Consider the following 19,395-nt stretch of genomic DNA (forward strand, 5'->3'; position numbering starts at 1 on the left):
ACTCATTATTTAGTTTTAAATTGTAACATCGCGTAAGCATTGAATAGCACAGAAGCAACTTAAATCAACAGTAATGCAAGTAGAGGTTGATACTAATCTTGCATTTGGTACAGCTAAAAACGTACAAATTGGGTCATCAGTAGGTGGTACGGGTGAGTTATCACCTAATACTACAGTTAATACACGTAATACAGCACAGTCATCATCATCTATACTTTCTACGCGGAAAATTGGAGATCGGCAACTAGTAAGGCTTGAAGATGGTGCAAATGCTTCAAAAGGTGCTCCGGCTTTTGTGTATAAAATAAAAGGACGTGTATTCGCTACTGATGCAGTGTTATGTGCTCCTAAAAATGGAACTTCGCAACCAGATCCACATGTTGTCGTTGCACATTCTTGCAGTTCATGTATAAAGCGAACGACATTAGATACACAGTTGAAATCACAATCATGTTCATGATGGTCTTCGTTACAATTGCAGCTCATTATGTTCACTCCTTCTCGTGAGTTCTGACATACACTATTACAATATGAGTGGGATATGGCTGATATTACGTTAATTCTCACGATAAAAACAGGGAATTTATATAGGAGGGATGTACATAACGTGATATAAAAAAAGACATCCTTATTTAGTGGATGTCTTTTCAGGTAAATCTTTTCGCACAGTATATAAAAAACGAGATATATCTAATTTCTTTCCTCTGAAAAATTGCGGAGAAGAAATGTAAAGTTCTTCTTTTGCACGTGTAATGGCGACATACAGTAATCGGCGTTCTTCTTCTAACGCTTCAGAAGTTTCCGTAATACGATCATTTGCATCTTTTAAAGAAGAAGTATGGGGCAGGATTCCATCACTCGCTCCAAGTAAAAAGACACATGGAAATTCAAGGCCTTTTGCGTTATGGATTGACATAAGTGAAACGGCATCTTTTTGCGGCATTGTTTTTAATGCTTCCATTTCTTTTTGACCTTGAATCGCCTCGTCGATAAATTGTAAATAAGCTGGAATATCGGTGAAACGAGTTGCAGACTCCATTAATTCTTCCAACATTTCTTCTTGTATGTCTTTATGCATCGTAAAGGAAGAACGATCGTTACTTTGTAAGTACTCTAAATATTTTCCTTTACCATGAATAATTTCTTTTAATGCTTTTTTCGGTTCTAATTCTTTAATAAACTTAATAAAATCGATGCGCTCATTTACCTTTTTCACTTGAAAAGGTTTTAAGCTTGGATTTAATAGTAAGAAATGAAGAAGAGAAGGGAAGCGTCCCTCACCATATTTCCATTGTTCACGTTCAATAAATGAAATACAATCATCACGTCCGATATACATCGTCGGCAATATGTTTGAAAGTGATTCTAGCCGAAACGGCTCAATCACGAGTCTTAAATGATCTAATACAGGCTTAATTAAAGAATGTTCATAAAATGATTGGCTCGCCCCGTGTTTAATAAACGGGATTTTATGAATGGTAAGCTGATCAAGTAACGAACGACTTACAGAATGTGTGCGATACAGTAAACAAAAATCTTTATAGTTTCGGTCACCGCTATCTACTTTTTCTTGAATGAGCTGTAAAATTTGATTTGCTTCATCAAGAGTCGTAGCAGGTCGTGCATAAAAAGGTTGTACACCTTCCTCGCGAACGGAGTATAGCTCTTTATCAAAACGTTCTTGATTTAATTTTATAACTTCATTTCCAAGCCCGACGATAAAGGGATTGGATCGATAATTCGTATTTAGTGCAATAATTGTTGTGTTATCAAATTCTTTTGGAAAAGATAAAATAATTTGGTGACTTGCCCCTCGCCAGCCATAAATTGCTTGATCATCATCACCTGCGATGAACAAATTATTTCTTGGCGTGGCTAACAATTTTACAATTTCATATTGTGCATAGGATGTATCTTGAAACTCATCTACTTCAATGTAGTGAAAACGTTGTTGTAATTGAGTTAGTAAAGGAGCATTATTTTCTAACATATAATATGTTTCCAATAAGATGTCATCGAAATCAATATAATTGTATCGTTGTTTTACCTCTTCAAAACGTTCATATACTTCTTTAAATTCTTGTTCCACTGGTGTTTTCGCTTTTACATCTTTCGGACGATTTAATTTGTTTTTTTCAAGTGAAATCATCGCGAGCATCGTTTCAGCATCGTAATCGTCTTTTAAACGCAATTCTTTTAAGATTTTCTTTATCATAATTTGTTTATGTTTTTCATTTGCTAAAATTTGTTGATTATACCCTTGACTACGAAGCAATTTTAAGAAAACAGAGTGGAATGTACCAGCAACTACGTAGCTACTTGCTGCATGGTTCATACCTGGTAACTTCGCAACACGACTTCGGATTTCTTCAGCAGCTTTTTGTGTAAATGTAAGTAATAAAATATTTCGTGGATGAACTTGTTTTACATTTACTAAATAACCAACGCGAGTTGTTAAAACAGATGTTTTCCCGCTTCCGGCACCAGCTAGTGTAAGAACAGGACCTTCTGTTGTGCGCACAGCTTCTAATTGTTTTTCGTTTAAAAAAACATTTTGTTGTTCTAGAGCGCGGAAATAAGCCGCATCTACATCTTCTTCCATAATTAAATGGGTAGATGTTTTCGGAATATGATATGTCGCACGCGGAATATCAGCGTGTGTTAACGATTTTTGTGAAAATTTTTCTTGTGTCATATGTTCACCTTCAAAACTATAGCATCAACATTTAACTTTAGCGGAAGAAAAAGAAAATAGCAATGTAAAAAAACAGGAGGGGTCACCTCCTGCTTTCAAATTACAATTCTTTTATCATTATGACGTGCGGGATATTTGCTTCCATAAATACATCAGAACTTGTTACATATCCAAGTTTTTTATAGAAATCTTCAGCATGTGTTTGAGCATGAAGTTTCAATTTCGGTAACGAATTTTCCTTTGCATACGCTTCAAGCGCATCCATAACAATTTTTCCGATACCTTTTTTACGATGGGAACCTAACACGCAAATGCGTTCCATTTTTCCTATACCATCAAGGGTGCGAAAACGTCCAGCACCAACTGGAACATCATTGTCATATATAACAACGTGTGTGGAAGTTTCTTCAAACTCATCGTACTCTTCTTCAGCAGAGACACGTTGTTCATTTACAAACACTTGTTTACGTACAGAGAATGCATCTCTTAGTTGTTCGTCCGTTTGTACAATCTGTGCGTGCAAATTAGTTGTTCCCCTTTCCAAGACGGAATGTTTCGTGTACAGTCCATGTTCCATTTTCTAATTGATATAGAAGATGGAAACGATCAATTGGCTGTTCGTAATAGAAATCTTTCATACGTAATCGGCCCAAAACATCAGCATGCTCTGCATCTGATAAGCCTTGTCCGATTGTTAAATGAGGTACGAAAGCATATTCGCGTTCTTGCGTGAATAACCCGCTATGCATTTCTTCATTTAAGAAAGTAAGTTCAGGTGTTTTTTCTACTTTAAAGTAAAGGACGTTATTAACAGGTGCGAATGAACCAACTTTCCCAACATGAAGGGTGAAAGGGTTCGTTTTACTTGCGATTGTATGTAATTCGTTTACAATCGACTCTAATTGTTCATCTTGCGCCTCAAAGGGTGTTTTCAATGTAATATGTGGTGGAACTAATGCGTAGTGCGGGTCATAACGTTTACGCAATCCGTTCGCTTTATCTTGAATCATTTTAGATGGAAAAATTACAATGCCTAATTTCATGTTCCAATTCCTCCCTTTGTAAGTCTAGTTAGATTTTGAGATAAATAAATCTCTTTATCTATTATATCAAATTATTCTGAATACTGCTCTCTATTATTTCATTGCTAGAATATGAGAGAAGGCTTTCGGTAAATCAGTTTGCCAATATTTCCAAGTATGATTGCCTTCAAACTCCTCGTAATGCGTGATGAAATTTCTATCCGTAAGAAGCTTATTTAACTCACGGTTCGGCCCTACGAAATCCGATACTTGTCCATCAGTACGCTTTACAGCCGTTTCTTCTGTACCGATGACGTGATACAGTTCTAACGCCTGTGGATCTTTGAATTCTTTTGCTAAGTTCATCACTGTCTCATCCACAAATGGTGATTGCATAACGACTTTACCGAATGTATGCGGATACATAAGTGCAGTCATAAAGGAAACTGTTCCGCCAAGAGAATCACCAATTAAAACACGACCTTTTCCCATTTGGTACGTTGGATAATTTTCATCAATGTATGGTGCAAGTTCATGAGCAAGGAAACGAATATATGCAGCATTTTTCACTTCATTTGGGAAATATTTTTCTTTACGATCATGTACATTTTTATATGGAATACCGACAATAATTGTACGGTCAATTTCTTCGGTTTCACGAAGGCGCTCAATTACACGGTGCGCTTTACCGAGCTGAAAATAATCTCTACCATCTTGTGCAATTACAACTGTATGTTTGTGCAGTGGTGTGTAATTTACAGGTAAATAAACGAGAAGTGTAACGTCTTCTTGAAGTGATGCGCTATAAAATGAAATTTCTTCAATTCTCCCTATTGTTTGACTCATGTAGATCCCCCTAAATAAAAATTTACTGTAACGATTGTAAGAGCGACGCTTGTAGTGAAAAGGAAAGAAATATTCACTAATTGGCGCCTTAATTTCTATTTTACCATAATGGTACGAAGAATCTAAAAAATTAGTATTTAAGTTACGAAAGAAAACGGATATAATGAAGTGGGATTTTTGACAGGTGAGAGGGGAGACAGGATTTGAAACAAGAAAAATCAATCGCACTACCATTGGCTATTTCTATAATTGCCATTTCCTTTGCAGCAGTTTTTGTAAAGATGTCCTCAGCACCATCTTCAATATTAAGTATGTACCGCTTATGGATTATCGTACTTATTATGCTGCCTATCGTATGGAAAAAAAGAGAGGAATTTAATAGGATTCAAATGAAAGATTGGGGCTTTTTAATTGGATCTGGTTTCTTTTTAGCACTTCATTTTCTTTTATGGTTTGAATCTTTAAAGCATACAACAGTTGCTAGTTCAACAATTATTTTGGCACTTCAACCGATCGTATCTTTAGTTGGAGGTTTTTTTCTGTTTAAAGAAAGAACAACATATTCAGCCATTGCAACGATGGGAATCGCTATTTTAGGGGTAATGTGCATTGGTTGGGGAGATTTAGGGTTAAGTAAGCAAGCAATTTATGGAGACATATTATCCTTTCTAAGTGTAATAGCAGTTGTCGGTTATTTATTTATCGGGCAAACGACAGTAAAGAAAGTATCACACTGGATTTATAGTTTTACAGTCTTTGCGTTCGCAGGTCTTTTTATGGGGATTTATAATGTCATATTACAAGTACCTTTTACAGGTTATACGAAATGGGATTGGACCGTTTTTCTTTTACTTGCGGTTGTGCCGACAGTGTCACATGTAATTAATAATTGGCTGTTAAATTATGTAAATGCAACGACAATTTCAATGAGTATTTTAGGAGAACCTGTTGGAGCATCTATACTTGCGTTCTTCTTACTTGGAGAAAAATTAAATGCAATGCAAATTATCGGTAGCATGCTCGTATTGTTTGGTGTATCTGTTTTCTTACTGCAGCAACAAAAACGTACAGCAAAAAACGTCGTAAACGAGCCGGTGTATACACAGGAATTATAGTGTTAGGGGAGAAAAGAGAAGTTGTGATACTTCTCTTTTTGTTTTATAGAAATATGGGCATAGAAGGGGGATGGAAATCGAATTTCCATCAAAAAAAGATACATGGTTATATCCACTTGTTTTCATTGTTTTTGGTGCTTATTTTGCGACAATTTTTGTAGGGAGAGAATATTTTCTTTTGCTTTTTACAATTCCATTAGCAATGTTGTTTAGCTGGAGTTGGTTTTTGGCAAAATATATTGCCGGGGAAGAAATAATTACAATTAGATCGGGTCTCGTTACAAAACGTATATTTATAAGAGATATAAAACAAATTTCAAATACGAAAAATCCAATAGCAGCTCATGCATTATCATTTGACCGACTTGAAATTGTTTACGATACACATAAAACAGAAATTATTTCTCCAAGAAATAAAGAATAATTTATTAACCTTGTAAAAAGTAAAAACTTAAATATTGAAATCAAGTAAAAGAGTGGCTATGAAGCCACTCTTTTACTTTGGATTTGTCATATAAGGTTGTACATGAATGACACATAGGTCACGGAATTTGCCTTCAGCAGTTGTGACAATTACGACTGCTTTACCTGCACTTTTTCCAGTAATCGTCACGGTGTCACCTTTTGGATATATGGTGATGATATCAGAATTCATATTTGACCAAATAAGCTCTTTATTCGTTGCTTGTATTGGCAAAATGGAAGCTGCTAACACAATGTTTTGTCCCGTTTTTATTTTTAATTTATGTTTTTCCATATGAACACCGATGACTGAAATAACAGAAGGAGCAATTGAAATTTTAGGCGGGTTAGGTTGCATGTTTAAACAAGACGCAGAAGTATTTGTGATAGGTGAAAATTTTCGTGTTTGTTGTTGCTGGAAAGCTGCTAACATTTTGGAGTCCCCTTTCTGTATAAGTGCTGATACTCATACTATAAAGGAGTAGTGTTATGTTAAATTTAACGAAACATAAAGAATTTGTTAAATTTGATAAGAAGATTGTCGAACTGTAAAAAATCTCTGCTGTTACGATAACAGCAGAGATTTTTTTATAAATTATGACGATGTTGTTTTTCGAAATCCTCAAATTGCTCTTCAACTTCTTTTGAAGGTTGTGTTAGTAAACTAACAATTACGATGGCTAGTAAACTAATAGCAAAACCTGGAATCATTTCATATAAGAAATCTTTTAAGAATTTGAATTGAGTCCAAATAATGACTGTAGCGGCACCAGAAATCATACCAGCAAGCGCGCCCCATTTCGTCATACGTTTCCAATATAAGCTTAATAAAATAGCAGGTCCGAATGAAGAACCAAAACCAGCCCAAGCGTATCCAACAAGAGCTAAAATCGTATCATTTTGTTTAAACGCTAAAGCGCACCCAACTAATGCAATAACAAGTACAGCCATACGACCGACAAATACAAGTTCTTTATCAGATGCAGAACGTTTGAAGAATGTACGATATAAGTCTTCCGTTACGGCACTAGAAGTAACGAGTAACTGAGATGAGATTGTACTCATAATCGCTGCTAAAATAGCGGCTAATAAAAATCCAGTAATAAGTGGGTGGAATAAAATTTTCCCAAGTTCAAGGAAAATTGTTTCTGGGTTAGATAATGTTAACTCTTGTTGTGAATAGTAAGCAATACCAATAAGACCAGTAAACATAGCTCCAACAACAGAGAAAATCATCCAGCTCATACCAATTCTTCGTGCGCTTTTAAGTTCTTTTACAGAAGAAATTGCCATAAAGCGTACGATAATATGAGGTTGTCCGACATAACCAAGGCCCCATGCGAATAGAGAAATCATTCCTAAAGTAGAGGCACCTTTAAAAATATCTAGACGTGTTGGATCTACAGATCGAATTGTATCAAATGCAGGTCCAAGTCCGTTCGAATTCATAATTGTTACGATAGGAACAAGAATAAGAGCAACTACCATAATGATTCCTTGCACGAAGTCTGTCCAACTTACTGCTAAGAAACCACCAAATAATGTGTAAGCTACAACAACGCCTGCTACAATGAATAATCCAACATGATAGTTCATGCCAAATGAATTTTCAAATAATACAGCGCCTGAAACTAATCCTGAAGCTACATAGAAAGTAAAGAAAATCATAATAACAAGTCCAGATACTAAACGTAGCATATGAGATTTGTCGTGGAAACGGTGTTCCAAAAATTCTGGAATAGTAATAGAGTTATTTGCAATTTCTGAGTAGGTACGTAAGCGAGGAGCAACATAAAGCCAGTTTGCGTATGCGCCTAGTGTTAGGCCGATCGCAATCCAACTACTACTTAATCCAACGCTAAACATTGCACCTGGTAATCCCATTAAAAGCCAACCACTCATATCGGATGCTCCAGCACTTAATGCCGTTACTGCGGGTCCTAGTGTACGCCCGCCAAGCATATAATCTGTTAAGTTGGACGTTCGTTTATAGGCGAAATAGCCAATTACTAACATCCCGAGCATGTAGATAGAGATTGAAGTTAAAGTTAACATCTGCGTACTCATATAGTTCCCCTTCCTTTTGTCATGTCTTTTGATGCGTTATGCATATTTATCCCGCATTAACGGGTAGTAAAACTCCCACCTTAAAATTGGCTGTGCAAGGAAGTTAGGTGGGAGATCAACTGCCCGTAAATGCCCGATTGGTTCAACTAATAATCAGTGGGGATGAACACCCCCCACTGATTAAAGTTTCACTTTATAATCTATCATGATTATTCTGAAAAATCCATATAGAAATACGAATTTTCAGAAATGTAAGCGTTTTTTGGCGTCATTTTACTTTTTTAATATATAATATTCATACAAAAAACCTTATTTTTAATAGAGTATTTATTATATTTACATAAAAAGAGGTTGTTTTGTCAATATAATATTGAAAGGAAAGAAAAATAAAATTTTTAAAAAAGTATTGACTTGTGAAAAAATTCAGGTCTATAATGAGTGCAACTTAAAAAAATGCAAGCGTTGATGAAGAAGAGTACACATGATGAACATGTCAGAGAGCTGATGGTTGGTGCGAATCAGTATGGAATTGATGTGGAATGGGCTTCGGAGCTTCCAAACCGAAACGAAAGAAGTAGGCTTTGGCGACATGATCTCATCGATACAAGAGACACGTATTGTTTTTGATACGGTAAAGTGCGTTACATTTGTAACGAATAAAGGTGGCACCACGGGAGTACCCGTCCTTTCTATAGGATGAGTACTCCCTTTTTGTGTATAAAAAATTAAATAAATGAAATCGTTTAAGTAAGAAGAGTACGTATATTGGAGACGTTACAGAGAGCCGGGAATAGGTGGGAGCCCGGTACGGTGCCATATACGGAATGGGCTTACGAGAGGTATGCTGAACAATTATATTCAGTAGGCAACCCGGGTTCCGCCGTTACAAGGATAAGGTATAAATTTTGTACCTGAACAAAGCGGGATGCTTTTGCATCCAACACGAGGTGGTACCGCGGTATATTTATCGTCCTCTACATATTTTCGATATGTAGAGGACTTTTTTATTTTTCAGGGCGAGGTGAAGGACATGATGACGAAAGAAGAATTTATAAAACAAAAAAGAGAGAGAAAGACATTTTTAGTAATCACTGAAGAAGAAGGAGATAGCATTACGCCAATTTCTTTATATAGACGTATGAAAGGGAAGAAGAAATTCTTATTAGAAAGTTCACAGCTTCATCAAGATAAAGGGCGTTATTCTTACTTAGGATGTAATCCTTATGGAGAAGTGAAAAGCGTTGGTACGGAAGTGGAACGAACGATTTTCGACCGCGCAGAAAAGTTACAAGGTAACGTACTACAAGTGTTAGAAGAAGTAGTTGCACCATCACAAGTAGACAGTCCATTTCCATTTTGCGGAGGAGCAGTTGGTTATATTGGATATGATGTCATTCGGCAGTATGAAAACATTGGAGCGGATTTACACGACCCATTAAATATTCCGGAAGTACACCTTTTACTATATCGTGAGTTTATCGTTTACGATCATTTACGCCAAAAGTTGTCGTTTGTATATGTATGCAGGGAAGATGATTCAGCAAATTATGAGGAAGTATACGAAAGACTACGAGTATACAAAGAAGAAGTGCTACAAGGAGAAGAAGCTGAAGTAAATGCAATACCATCCACATTATCATTCACTTCTTCTATAACGGAAAAAGAGTTTTGTGAGATGGTAGAAATGGCCAAAGAATATGTAAGAGCGGGAGATATATTCCAAGTCGTACTGTCACAGCGTTTACAAAGTGAATGTATTGGTGATCCATTCGCGTTATATCGAAAACTTCGAATTGCAAATCCATCACCATATATGTTTTATATCGATTTCCAAGATTATGTTGTACTCGGTTCTTCGCCGGAAAGTTTACTATCAGTAAGGGAGGATAAAGTGATGACGAATCCAATTGCTGGTACGAGACCAAGAGGGAAAACGAAGAGGGAAGATGAGGAAATCGCAAAAGAACTGTTAGGCAATGAGAAAGAGCGAGCAGAGCATATGATGCTTGTAGATCTTGGGCGAAACGATATTGGTAGAGTGAGCGAAATTGGCTCGGTTACGATAGATAAATATATGAAAGTAGAAAAATACTCTCACGTTATGCACATTGTATCTGAAGTTTACGGAACATTGCGAAAACAAATGAGCGGATTTGATGCGTTAGCGTATTGCTTACCAGCAGGGACGGTTTCTGGAGCTCCGAAAATTAGAGCGATGGAAATTATAAATGAACTAGAGAATGAAAAAAGAAATGTATACGCTGGTGCAGTTGGATACGTTAGTTTTTCAGGAAATCTTGATATGGCGCTCGCCATCCGAACGATGGTCGTAAAGGATGAAAAAGCATATGTTCAGGCAGGAGCAGGAGTCGTTTACGATTCAGATCCAGTAGCTGAATATGAAGAAACATTAAATAAAGCGAGAGCGCTTTTGGAGGTAATGAAATGATTGTACTTATCGATAATTACGATTCGTTCACATATAACTTGTACCAACTGTTAGGCGAACATGAAGAAGAAATTGTAGTTGTAAGAAATGATGAAATAACGATAGAACAGTTAGAAGAGATGAATCCAAGAGGAATTGTACTTTCACCAGGACCAGGAAAACCAGAGGATGCTGGCATTTGTATCGACGTCATCGGTCATTTTTATAAGAACGTTCCTATATTAGGGATTTGTCTTGGTCACCAAGCGATCATAGCTGCATTTGGAGGAGACATTGTTAGAGCAGAACGTATTAGACACGGAAAAACATCGCGTGTGAAACATAACGGAACGTCAATCTTTTCATATGTGATGCAGCCGCTAACAGCAATGCGCTATCATTCCCTTGTTGCAGAGCAAACGAGCTTGCCAGAGTGTTTTGACATATTAGCGACAGCGATGGACGACGGAGAAATAATGGCAGTTCGTCACAATTATTATCCGCTCTTCGGATTACAGTTTCATCCGGAATCAATCGCAACAGAAGAAGGCGGAAAGTTAATACATGCCTTTTTAGGCGAAGTGAAAGAGGAGGAAAGAGTATGAATAACTATCTTCGTAAATTAGTGGAGGGGCAACATTTAACAGAAGAGGAAATGTATAAAGCAGGGCTTCTTTTATTAAATGAAAACATATTGGAAAGTGAAATTGCAGCTTTTTTAGTATTACTGAAAGCGAAAGGTGAAACAGCAGAAGAAATATACGGTCTCGTTCGAGCTCTTCGTGAAAAGGCATTACCATTTTCGAACCATATACAAGGCGCGATGGACAATTGCGGGACAGGTGGTGACGGTGCCCAAACGTTTAATATTAGCACAACATCAGCATTCGTACTGGCAGGCGCAGGTGTAAAGGTTGCAAAACATGGTAATCGCGCTGTTTCTAGTAAAACAGGAAGTGCAGATTTATTAGAAGAACTCGGTGTAAATATTAGTAGTACGCCAAACGAAATTGATTATTTATTAGAGCATGTGGGCATTGCCTTCTTATTTGCACCAGCGATGCATCCAGCATTAAGGCGCATTATGAAAATAAGAAAAGAATTAAATGTTCCGACGATCTTTAATTTAATTGGCCCTTTAACAAATCCAGTGAATTTAGAAACACAATTTGTGGGTATTTATAAACGAGATATGTTATTACCAGTTGCACAAGTATTACAAAAGTTAGGCCGGAAACAAGCGCTTGTCGTAAATGGAAGTGGTTTTTTAGATGAAGCATCATTACAAGGGGAAAATCACGTAGTTCTTTTAAAAGATAATGAAATAGTAGAAACGAGTATTGAACCTGAGAAATACGGTTTCTCAATAGTGAACAATGAAGAGATTAGAGGCGGGGATTCGAAAGAAAATGCAAAGATTACAGTCGGCGTATTGAGCGGAGAAAAGAGTGTTTACCGCGATACCGTTTTATTAAATGCAGGTCTAGCTCTTTTCGCAAATGGAAAAACGGAAACGATTGAAGAAGGAATTAAACTCGCGGCACATAGCATTGACTCTGGAAAAGCATTAGCCAAATTAAATTTATTAATTGCAGCAAGCAACGAAAAATTAGAAAGGGTGAACTAAAGTGGAGACGATTTTAGATAAAATTGTAGAACAGAAGAAAAAGGAAGTTGCGGAGTTATGTGAAATATATACACCAGTAAAAGCAAAAAGAAAGACACATTCACTCGTAGAAGCATTACAGCAGTTTACTGTTATTGCAGAAGTAAAGCGAGCGTCACCATCAAAAGGAGATATCAATTTACACGTTGATGTACGAAAACAAGTGAAAACATACGAAGAATGTGGCGCAGGAGCAGTTTCTGTTTTAACAGACGGTCAATTTTTTAAAGGGTCGTTTCATGATTTACAAACGGCAAGAGAAGAAAGTAACATTCCGCTTTTATGTAAAGATTTCATAATCGATAAGATTCAAATTGATAGAGCATATGAAGCTGGCGCAGATATTATTTTATTAATTGTAGCAGCTTTAACGAAAGAGAAATTAAAAGAGCTATATAGCTATGTACGAGAAAAAAGATTAGAAGCAATTGTTGAAGTTCATGATGAAGAGGAATTAGAAATTGCAATCGAATTAAATCCACACGTTATCGGTATTAACAACCGTAATTTAAAAACATTCGAAGTCGATTTAGGCCAAACAGAAAAGCTTGGAAAACGATTAAATGAGGAGAAATTACTTTGGATTAGCGAAAGCGGGATTCATTCAAAAGAGGATATTATCCGTGTTAAAAGAGCTGGAGCAAAAGGTGTATTAGTTGGAGAAGCACTTATGACATCATCTTCTATTCGTACCTTTTTTGAAGATTGTAAGGTGAACATATGAAAGTGAAAATTTGCGGCATCACTGATATGGAAACAGCAAAACGTGCTTGCGAATACGGAGCAGATGCACTCGGATTTGTTTTTGCAGAAAGTAAGCGGAAAATCACTCCAAAGAGAGCGGAAGAAATCATTCAGGAGCTTCCAGCCAACGTGTTAAAAATCGGTGTTTTCGTAAATGAATCAGTAGAAGTGATCCAGAAAATTGCAGATGAGTGCGGGTTAACACATGTACAACTACATGGGGATGAAGACAATTATCAAATTAGAAGATTGAATATTCCGTCTATAAAGTCGCTAGGAGTAACTTCAGAGAGTGATATGAAAAACGCCCAAGGGTATGAAACGGATTATATATTATTTGATAGCCCGAAGGAAAAGTTTCACGGAGGAAATGGAAAGACATTTTCTTGGGAATTACTTGGGTATATGCCAAAAGAATTACGAGAGAAAACGATATTAGCTGGTGGATTAAACGCTCTTAATATAGAAGAAGCAATTCAAACTGTTCGACCATATATGGTTGATGTAAGTAGCGGAGTAGAGACGGAAGGAAAGAAAGATGTAGAGAAAATAAAACAATTTATTAAAAAAGCGAAGGAGTGTTCCAAATGAATTACGCATATCCAGATGAAAAAGGTCACTACGGTATATATGGAGGACGATACGTTCCAGAAACGTTAATGCAATCTGTATTAGAACTAGAAGAAGCGTATAAAGAGGCGATGGAAGATGAAGCATTTCAAAAGGAATTAAATCATTATTTAAAAACGTATGTCGGAAGAGAAACACCGCTTTATTTCGCTGAGAATATGACGGAGTATTGCGGAGGTGCAAAGATTTATTTAAAACGTGAAGATTTGAATCATACAGGGGCTCATAAAATTAACAATACAATTGGTCAGGCGCTTCTTGCGGTACGAATGGGCAAGAAAAAAGTTGTCGCTGAAACAGGAGCTGGACAACACGGAGTCGCAACAGCTACTGTATGTGCTCTTCTCGGATTAGAATGCGTCATTTTTATGGGAGAAGAAGATGTAAGACGTCAAAAATTAAATGTGTTCCGAATGGAATTACTCGGAGCGAAAGTAGAAAGTGTAGCGGCAGGTAGCGGTACATTAAAAGATGCGGTAAACGAGGCGCTTCGTTACTGGGTTTCACATGTGCATGATACGCACTACATTATGGGATCTGTTCTCGGACCACATCCATTCCCGCAAATTGTCCGTGATTTCCAAAGTGTAATTGGAAATGAAACGAAAAAACAATATGAGGCGTTAGAAGGAAAGTTACCAGAAGCAGTCGTTGCTTGTATTGGTGGTGGTAGTAATGCGATGGGAATGTTTTATCCATTCGTACACGATGAAGAAGTCACTCTTTACGGCGTAGAAGCAGCTGGAAAAGGCGTTCATACAGAAAAGCATGCAGCGACTTTAACGAAAGGAAGCGTCGGCGTTTTACACGGATCGATGATGTATCTTCTACAAAATGAAGAAGGACAAATTCAAGAAGCTCACTCTATTTCAGCAGGACTTGATTATCCAGGTGTTGGTCCAGAACATAGTTTGCTAAAAGATATTGGCCGCGTTTCTTATCATTCGATAACAGACGAAGAAGCATTAGAAGCATTTCAATTATTAACGAGAAAAGAAGGCATTATCCCAGCGTTAGAAAGTTCACATGCTGTCGCATACGCATTAAAATTAGCTCCGAAAATGAAGGAAGATGAGGGACTTGTCATTTGTTTATCTGGCCGCGGCGATAAAGATGTAGAGAGTATAAAACGTTATATGGAAGAGGTGTGAAAAATGGGAGTAGAAAAAATTAAAGCAGCGTTTGAAAGTGGTAAGAAAGCATTTATTCCGTACGTAATGGGCGGAGATGGTGGTCTTGAAAAATTAAAAGAAAGAATTCGTTTTTTAGATGAAGCGGGAGCGAGCATCGTTGAAATTGGCATCCCGTTTTCAGATCCAGTTGCAGACGGTCCAACGATTCAAAGAGCAGGGAAACGAGCGCTAGATGGCGGTGTAACAGTAAAAGGCATTTTTCAAGCATTGATAGAGGTAAGGAAAGAAGTACAAATTCCGTTTGTACTCATGACATATTTAAATCCAGTACTCGCATTCGGAAAAGAACAATTCATTGAGAGATGCTTAGAAGCGGGTGTAGACGGCATCATCGTTCCAGATTTACCGTATGAAGAACAAGATATTATTGCGCCGCTCCTTCGAGAGGCGAATATCGCTTTAATTCCACTCGTTACCGTAACGAGCCCAATTGAGCGAATCAAAAAAATTACGAGTGAATCAGAAGGATTCGTATACGCCGTTACAGTAGCGGGCGTAACAGGAGTACGTCAAAATTTTAAAGAGGAGATTCATAGTTACTTAGAAAAAGTAAAATCACACGTCAACTTACCAGTAGTCGCTGGATTCGGCATCTCAACAAAAGAACATGTAGAAGAAATGGTTACAATATGCGACGGCGTTGTCGTTGGAAGTAAGATCATTGAGCTTTTAGAAAATGAAAAGCGAGAAGAAATATGTGAATTAATATATGCAACAAAACAAAAAGAAGAGGCGTAGTCTCTTCTTTTTGTTTTGCGTAATAAATGTTAAAATATACAGAAAATACATATAATTAAAGGGGAGAGAAGGCATGCTAAGACGTAAACTACTATATCTATTTTTAACTGTACCGCTATACGCTTGGCTAATTAGCATGACAAAAATAGAGTTAATGGCTCTATTTTTAGGATATGTATTCATCTTTTCCAACTTAAATCGCATTCAAGAACAGTCTATTTTAGAAATATGTCTATTTTCAATTAGTATAGAATTATTTAGTATCGTTTCGATTGTATTATTAAACGAATTATTTCTACGGATTCATTCATTTACATTAATGAAATTTTGGAATATTATATTGCAAGCAATATGTACTTACATTGTGTTTGTTGTGTTGAAAGAAATAGTCGGAAAGCAGACAGTTTTTCAGGATAATAGAAAATGGGAGTGAATGAAAAGGAACCGTTTGGTTCCTTTTTTGAATCTGTTGTAAAAACAATTGAAAATTATATCATCTGTTATATAATAGTTAAAAATTGTATTTTAAACGAAATGAGATGATAACATGGCCATGTTGTTGGCGCTTATCCCAATTATGATGATTTTCATTTGTTTATTTTTATTTAAACAAACGTCATTAAGGTCCTCGTTAATTTCTTATGCAGTGTCTGTCGGAATCGTTTTACTCTCGCCAACGTTTCGATTAGGGATAAGTGAAACTGTGCACGCAACGATTAAAGGATGGTTAATTTGTTTTATTGTCGGGTACGTTTTATTTTTCGGTATTTTTTTATTTCACCTCATGAACAAAATGGGATACATCGATCAAGTAGCACGTTTTTTAGAAGAAATCACACATGATCGCTTATTACAAATGCTGCTTATGTGTTTTGGCATTTGCCCGCTTATTGAATCAGTAAGTGGATTTGGTATTGGATTCATGGTTGCAGCACCTATTTTTCTTTCGCTAGGCTATAAACCATTTCAAGCTGTACTGCTCTCATTCATCGGCTTACTAGCTAGTTCATGGGGCGCAATGGCAACGGGTACGATTATCGGTTCGCAGCTAATAAATATGCCTCTTACAACACTTGGTACAAATACAGCGCTATTAAGTATTCCGATGTTTGCTTACTTCGTTATTCTTTCTTTACACGTTGTTGGCGGCTGGCAAGCGGTTATAGAAAAGTGGAAAGAAGGAGTAGGGTTCTTTCTATTATTTTCTCTCGGAATATATCTTTCTAATGCGTACGTAAGTGTTGAACTAGCCGGGATATTAAGTTCTATCGTTACGATTACATTTGGCTTTCTTATCATTAAATTAAAAGGAAAAAGTGGGCAAAATCTTATAACAGAACATGCGGCTGCAACGGAGAGAGAAGTATCCATTATAAAAATTATTAGCCCTTATATATTTCTAACAGTTTGTATTTTACTTTCTCGCCTCGTTCCAGCATTACATGATTTGTTCAGATCATATGCGGTTCTTGATTTGAAATCATACTCTTACAAACTAGAGTTACTATATTCACCAGGATTTTGGCTCGGTATGACTTGCTTATTTACTATTATTTTCTTCCGCATCCCGTCTAATATTATTAAACAATCATTCTCACAAACGATCAAACAATGGATTCCATTTGCTATTACAACGACAATGTTTATCGCCATTTCAGAACTAATGGGTGCATCTGGCATGCATTCATTACTTGCAAAAACAGCTGGTGAAACATTTGGAAGCTTTTTCGTTTTTGTTGCTCCGTTTATTGGCGCTATTGGTGGATTTTTAACAGGTAGTAACGCAGGATCAAATGCAATGTTTATAAAACTACAAATGCAAACCGCACAAAACGTAGCACTCCCGTGGCAATATGTCACAACACTTCAAAACACCGCATCATCAGTAGCGACAATCGCTTGTCCATCACGGATTACATTAGGTGCTTACTTATGTAATATCCCTTACCGTGAAAATGAACTATTAAAGAAGACGACGTTAATGATCTTTGGTGCGGTTTTACTTGTAGTGGTAGAGGTTATTGTTTGGTATATGTTGAGAAATTAAAAATCCCCCTAACATAGGAGGATTTTTTTTATGAGTGGATAATGATTTAAATATGAATAGCTTCTACTAAATGAATAGGAGATGAAATGTATGCCCCTAAAAAACTACGGTGTGTTAAAAGGTACAGTTATACAATCAAAGATTGGAAAAGGGAAAACACCTCATTATCAAGTTCATTTACAAGATGAAGTAGGAGTAGATTATCGTATTGCAATTAACGTAAAATCGCAAAGTTATCCGTCAGAAGTTTTATATTTTGCGAGTAACAATATTAAATCAGAAGCAATTCATATTTTACCGACATTACCATTCGGTTTTACAGAAATAAAAAACAATGAACCGAAAGTGGCTTTAGATTATGTAAGAGGAAATCTATTTGATTCAAAACAAATGATTCCTTTGCCTCCCGAAAAAGCAGGAGCAGATAATGATTTAAACGAAAAAATAGAACGTTATATAAAGCGAGCGATAGAAGAAAAAGCGATTATTTACGCGTTTGGTGAAAGATGGGGACCAGAAGAAAATACACCAGATTCCTATTTTCATTTCAAACCAGGAAACGGTATACATGATATTCACATGAATCAAGGGAATGTAGAGAAATGGAAAGGTGATAATGGCATATGGCAAGACGGAGGGATACTCATTCACTTTGAAAAGGAAGAAGAATGGATTGGTATCTTTCTTGCATTCCAATCACAGTCATGGTGTACCGATGAAGAAGGGCATGCTCGTGTGCCTGTTGAGCATTGTGATTATAAGGGGAATAATTAATAAGAAGAGGGCGTTCAAAAAGAACGCCCTCTTCTTATTTTATAAAACGAAAAACTAACGAGTGTAGAAAGACAAGAGAAAAGCAGTGCTACACTAGAAAACGCAATGAGATACATATTATATTTCATAACCTGTCCAATTAGCTGGTTACTGTCGTATTGAAACAGTCCCGCTATGATGTTGAATAAAAATAAAACGATAAACATGACGATAACTCCGTCTATTGATCCTTTAATGTCTGGTTTACTTAAAGCGATATGTGCGGAAATACAAATGGCGATAAATAAAAATAACCAAAAGGAAGGATTCAATAAATTGCCGATTGTAAATAAGCTTTTCAATAATACAAACGTCGATAAGAGCATGTTTTGGATCATTTCTACATTAATAGAAGTAGAAGCAATCGTTTTTTCGAGAGTTGTATTAAATAAAAAATATGATTCTGGTACGAAATAGCGCATTAAAAGGATTAATGCAGTAATACCAGAAATAATAGGCCCGATGCCGATGAAGAAATTCCCAATTCGTTGATACACACTTTTTTGATTGTATTGATGTTGTACGTAACCTAATGCTCCTTGACTTGTATCTGTTGGGAAAAACTGCGTTGCTACAATTTTATGACGGAACAGTACGCACATAATGGCATGTCCAAGTTCGTGAATCGGAACACCAATCCACGCCGTTAAAAGGAATCCTTTTCTTCCGAAAGCCCTCGACCAATACATTCGTGTTAGTGATTCTAAATAACCTAATAGAAATCCAATTACAATGATAACGCCAATTAAAGAAAATAATTGGATTACGCTCGTAAGGAATATTTGAAAAATTGAGTTTACCAATTCCATTGTCTTTCATCCAATCTGTTAAAAATGTTATTTGTTCTGTTTCATAATAGCATTATTTTTCAAGATTGCTAGCATATATAATTTCTTTTGAAAGAAGGATTTCAGAATCTTTTTCTTGTA

Annotated in this window: 20 protein-coding genes and 2 other annotated features; of the genes, 12 read left to right on the forward strand and 8 right to left on the reverse strand. The window is 36.5% G+C overall.

Annotated features, from left to right (window positions below; all coding sequences use genetic code 11):
- Nucleotides 1-15: 15 nt before the first annotated feature.
- The 5 genes from cotY to MR143_RS19805 all read right to left on the reverse strand — a co-directional run bounded on the left by cotY (nucleotide 16) and on the right by MR143_RS19805 (nucleotide 4,563).
- Complete coding sequence (cotY, locus tag MR143_RS19785; RefSeq protein WP_001277698.1) at nucleotides 16-486, reverse strand: spore coat protein CotY; 471 nt, start codon at nucleotides 484-486, stop codon at nucleotides 16-18.
- 142 nt (nucleotides 487-628) lie between these two features.
- Nucleotides 629-2,695: an ATP-dependent helicase gene (locus MR143_RS19790; RefSeq protein ID WP_000191198.1), complete on the reverse strand. Its 2,067-nt coding sequence runs from the start codon at nucleotides 2,693-2,695 to the stop codon at nucleotides 629-631.
- Nucleotides 2,696-2,795: 100 nt separating this feature from the next.
- Complete coding sequence (locus tag MR143_RS19795; protein ID WP_000543304.1) at nucleotides 2,796-3,218, reverse strand: GNAT family N-acetyltransferase; 423 nt, start codon at nucleotides 3,216-3,218, stop codon at nucleotides 2,796-2,798.
- 1 nt (nucleotide 3,219) lies between these two features.
- Nucleotides 3,220-3,738, reverse strand: coding sequence for a YjcG family protein (locus tag MR143_RS19800; protein WP_000765863.1), 519 nt, complete (start codon nucleotides 3,736-3,738; stop codon nucleotides 3,220-3,222).
- A gap of 93 nt (nucleotides 3,739-3,831) precedes the next feature.
- Complete coding sequence (locus MR143_RS19805) at nucleotides 3,832-4,563, reverse strand: alpha/beta hydrolase (RefSeq protein WP_000084011.1); 732 nt, start codon at nucleotides 4,561-4,563, stop codon at nucleotides 3,832-3,834.
- A 203-nt stretch (nucleotides 4,564-4,766) separates the two neighbouring features.
- Between MR143_RS19805 and MR143_RS19810 the strand changes: the two genes are divergently transcribed.
- Complete coding sequence (locus MR143_RS19810; RefSeq protein WP_000806939.1) at nucleotides 4,767-5,678, forward strand: DMT family transporter; 912 nt, start codon at nucleotides 4,767-4,769, stop codon at nucleotides 5,676-5,678.
- A 76-nt stretch (nucleotides 5,679-5,754) separates the two neighbouring features.
- Nucleotides 5,755-6,102, forward strand: coding sequence for a PH domain-containing protein (locus tag MR143_RS19815; RefSeq protein WP_046945139.1), 348 nt, complete (start codon nucleotides 5,755-5,757; stop codon nucleotides 6,100-6,102).
- A 72-nt stretch (nucleotides 6,103-6,174) separates the two neighbouring features.
- Here MR143_RS19815 and MR143_RS19820 read toward each other — a convergent pair whose 3' ends face one another.
- Entirely contained in the window at nucleotides 6,175-6,573 is a 399-nt protein-coding gene (locus tag MR143_RS19820; protein WP_000878730.1) for an Ig-like domain-containing protein, read from the reverse strand.
- A 155-nt stretch (nucleotides 6,574-6,728) separates the two neighbouring features.
- Complete coding sequence (gene putP, locus MR143_RS19825) at nucleotides 6,729-8,207, reverse strand: sodium/proline symporter PutP (RefSeq protein ID WP_000107210.1); 1,479 nt, start codon at nucleotides 8,205-8,207, stop codon at nucleotides 6,729-6,731.
- Between the two features lie 453 nt (nucleotides 8,208-8,660).
- Nucleotides 8,661-8,898, forward strand: a binding site (T-box leader).
- A 42-nt stretch (nucleotides 8,899-8,940) separates the two neighbouring features.
- Nucleotides 8,941-9,185 (forward strand) — a binding site (T-box leader).
- 52 nt (nucleotides 9,186-9,237) lie between these two features.
- Between putP and trpE the strand changes: the two genes are divergently transcribed.
- The 10 genes from trpE to MR143_RS19875 all read left to right on the forward strand — a co-directional run bounded on the left by trpE (nucleotide 9,238) and on the right by MR143_RS19875 (nucleotide 18,427).
- A complete protein-coding gene (gene trpE / locus MR143_RS19830; RefSeq protein ID WP_002181772.1) occupies nucleotides 9,238-10,656 on the forward strand; it encodes an anthranilate synthase component I in 1,419 nt (472 codons plus the stop codon).
- Nucleotides 10,653-11,240 carry an aminodeoxychorismate/anthranilate synthase component II gene (locus tag MR143_RS19835; RefSeq protein WP_000636316.1) on the forward strand — a complete coding sequence of 196 codons (588 nt, stop codon included), beginning with the start codon at nucleotides 10,653-10,655 and terminating at the stop codon, nucleotides 11,238-11,240. Before trpE ends, MR143_RS19835 begins: the two co-directional genes overlap by 4 nt.
- Nucleotides 11,237-12,262, forward strand: coding sequence for an anthranilate phosphoribosyltransferase (trpD, locus tag MR143_RS19840; RefSeq protein ID WP_001067349.1), 1,026 nt, complete (start codon nucleotides 11,237-11,239; stop codon nucleotides 12,260-12,262). The genes MR143_RS19835 and trpD overlap by 4 nt, the downstream gene beginning before the upstream one ends.
- Before the next feature lies 1 nt (nucleotide 12,263).
- A complete protein-coding gene (trpC, locus tag MR143_RS19845; protein ID WP_000447789.1) occupies nucleotides 12,264-13,025 on the forward strand; it encodes an indole-3-glycerol phosphate synthase TrpC in 762 nt (253 codons plus the stop codon).
- A complete protein-coding gene (locus MR143_RS19850) occupies nucleotides 13,022-13,636 on the forward strand; it encodes a phosphoribosylanthranilate isomerase (RefSeq protein ID WP_000865119.1) in 615 nt (204 codons plus the stop codon). The genes trpC and MR143_RS19850 overlap by 4 nt, the downstream gene beginning before the upstream one ends.
- The gene (gene trpB, locus MR143_RS19855) at nucleotides 13,633-14,826 is read left to right on the forward strand and encodes a tryptophan synthase subunit beta (protein ID WP_001105002.1); all 1,194 of its coding nucleotides are present in this window, start codon (nucleotides 13,633-13,635) and stop codon (nucleotides 14,824-14,826) included. Before MR143_RS19850 ends, trpB begins: the two co-directional genes overlap by 4 nt.
- A gap of 3 nt (nucleotides 14,827-14,829) precedes the next feature.
- The gene (gene trpA / locus MR143_RS19860; protein WP_000537841.1) at nucleotides 14,830-15,606 is read left to right on the forward strand and encodes a tryptophan synthase subunit alpha; all 777 of its coding nucleotides are present in this window, start codon (nucleotides 14,830-14,832) and stop codon (nucleotides 15,604-15,606) included.
- Nucleotides 15,607-15,679: 73 nt separating this feature from the next.
- Entirely contained in the window at nucleotides 15,680-16,039 is a 360-nt protein-coding gene (locus MR143_RS19865; RefSeq protein ID WP_000946131.1) for a DUF4029 domain-containing protein, read from the forward strand.
- Nucleotides 16,040-16,153: 114 nt separating this feature from the next.
- Nucleotides 16,154-17,653, forward strand: coding sequence for an L-lactate permease (locus MR143_RS19870; protein WP_199717706.1), 1,500 nt, complete (start codon nucleotides 16,154-16,156; stop codon nucleotides 17,651-17,653).
- A 90-nt stretch (nucleotides 17,654-17,743) separates the two neighbouring features.
- Nucleotides 17,744-18,427: a DUF2278 family protein gene (locus tag MR143_RS19875; RefSeq protein WP_001128581.1), complete on the forward strand. Its 684-nt coding sequence runs from the start codon at nucleotides 17,744-17,746 to the stop codon at nucleotides 18,425-18,427.
- A 14-nt stretch (nucleotides 18,428-18,441) separates the two neighbouring features.
- On the opposite strand, the gene MR143_RS19880 is transcribed toward MR143_RS19875, so the two are convergent.
- Nucleotides 18,442-19,275 carry a hypothetical protein gene (locus MR143_RS19880; RefSeq protein WP_000424502.1) on the reverse strand — a complete coding sequence of 278 codons (834 nt, stop codon included), beginning with the start codon at nucleotides 19,273-19,275 and terminating at the stop codon, nucleotides 18,442-18,444.
- Between the last annotated feature and the right edge of the window lie 120 nt (nucleotides 19,276-19,395).

It is taken from the genome of Bacillus cereus group sp. BfR-BA-01347 (genome assembly GCF_022663835.1).
GTDB lineage: Bacteria > Bacillota > Bacilli > Bacillales > Bacillaceae_G > Bacillus_A > Bacillus_A thuringiensis_K.

Bases quoted from the DNA above. Each gene is read 5' to 3' on its own strand.
- cotY (WP_001277698.1), bottom strand. From the start codon at position 486: ATGAGCTGCAATTGTAACGAAGACCATCATGAACATGATTGTGATTTC.
- MR143_RS19790 (WP_000191198.1), bottom strand. From the start codon at position 2,695: ATGACACAAGAAAAATTTTCACAAAAATCGTTAACACACGCTGATATT.
- MR143_RS19800 (WP_000765863.1), bottom strand. From the start codon at position 3,738: ATGAAATTAGGCATTGTAATTTTTCCATCTAAAATGATTCAAGATAAA.
- MR143_RS19805 (WP_000084011.1), bottom strand. From the start codon at position 4,563: ATGAGTCAAACAATAGGGAGAATTGAAGAAATTTCATTTTATAGCGCA.
- MR143_RS19820 (WP_000878730.1), bottom strand. From the start codon at position 6,573: ATGTTAGCAGCTTTCCAGCAACAACAAACACGAAAATTTTCACCTATC.
- putP (WP_000107210.1), bottom strand. From the start codon at position 8,207: ATGAGTACGCAGATGTTAACTTTAACTTCAATCTCTATCTACATGCTC.
- trpE (WP_002181772.1), top strand. From the start codon at position 9,238: ATGATGACGAAAGAAGAATTTATAAAACAAAAAAGAGAGAGAAAGACA.
- MR143_RS19835 (WP_000636316.1), top strand. From the start codon at position 10,653: ATGATTGTACTTATCGATAATTACGATTCGTTCACATATAACTTGTAC.
- trpD (WP_001067349.1), top strand. From the start codon at position 11,237: ATGAATAACTATCTTCGTAAATTAGTGGAGGGGCAACATTTAACAGAA.
- MR143_RS19850 (WP_000865119.1), top strand. From the start codon at position 13,022: ATGAAAGTGAAAATTTGCGGCATCACTGATATGGAAACAGCAAAACGT.
- trpB (WP_001105002.1), top strand. From the start codon at position 13,633: ATGAATTACGCATATCCAGATGAAAAAGGTCACTACGGTATATATGGA.
- trpA (WP_000537841.1), top strand. From the start codon at position 14,830: ATGGGAGTAGAAAAAATTAAAGCAGCGTTTGAAAGTGGTAAGAAAGCA.
- MR143_RS19865 (WP_000946131.1), top strand. From the start codon at position 15,680: ATGCTAAGACGTAAACTACTATATCTATTTTTAACTGTACCGCTATAC.
- MR143_RS19870 (WP_199717706.1), top strand. From the start codon at position 16,154: ATGGCCATGTTGTTGGCGCTTATCCCAATTATGATGATTTTCATTTGT.
- MR143_RS19875 (WP_001128581.1), top strand. From the start codon at position 17,744: ATGCCCCTAAAAAACTACGGTGTGTTAAAAGGTACAGTTATACAATCA.
- MR143_RS19880 (WP_000424502.1), bottom strand. From the start codon at position 19,275: ATGGAATTGGTAAACTCAATTTTTCAAATATTCCTTACGAGCGTAATC.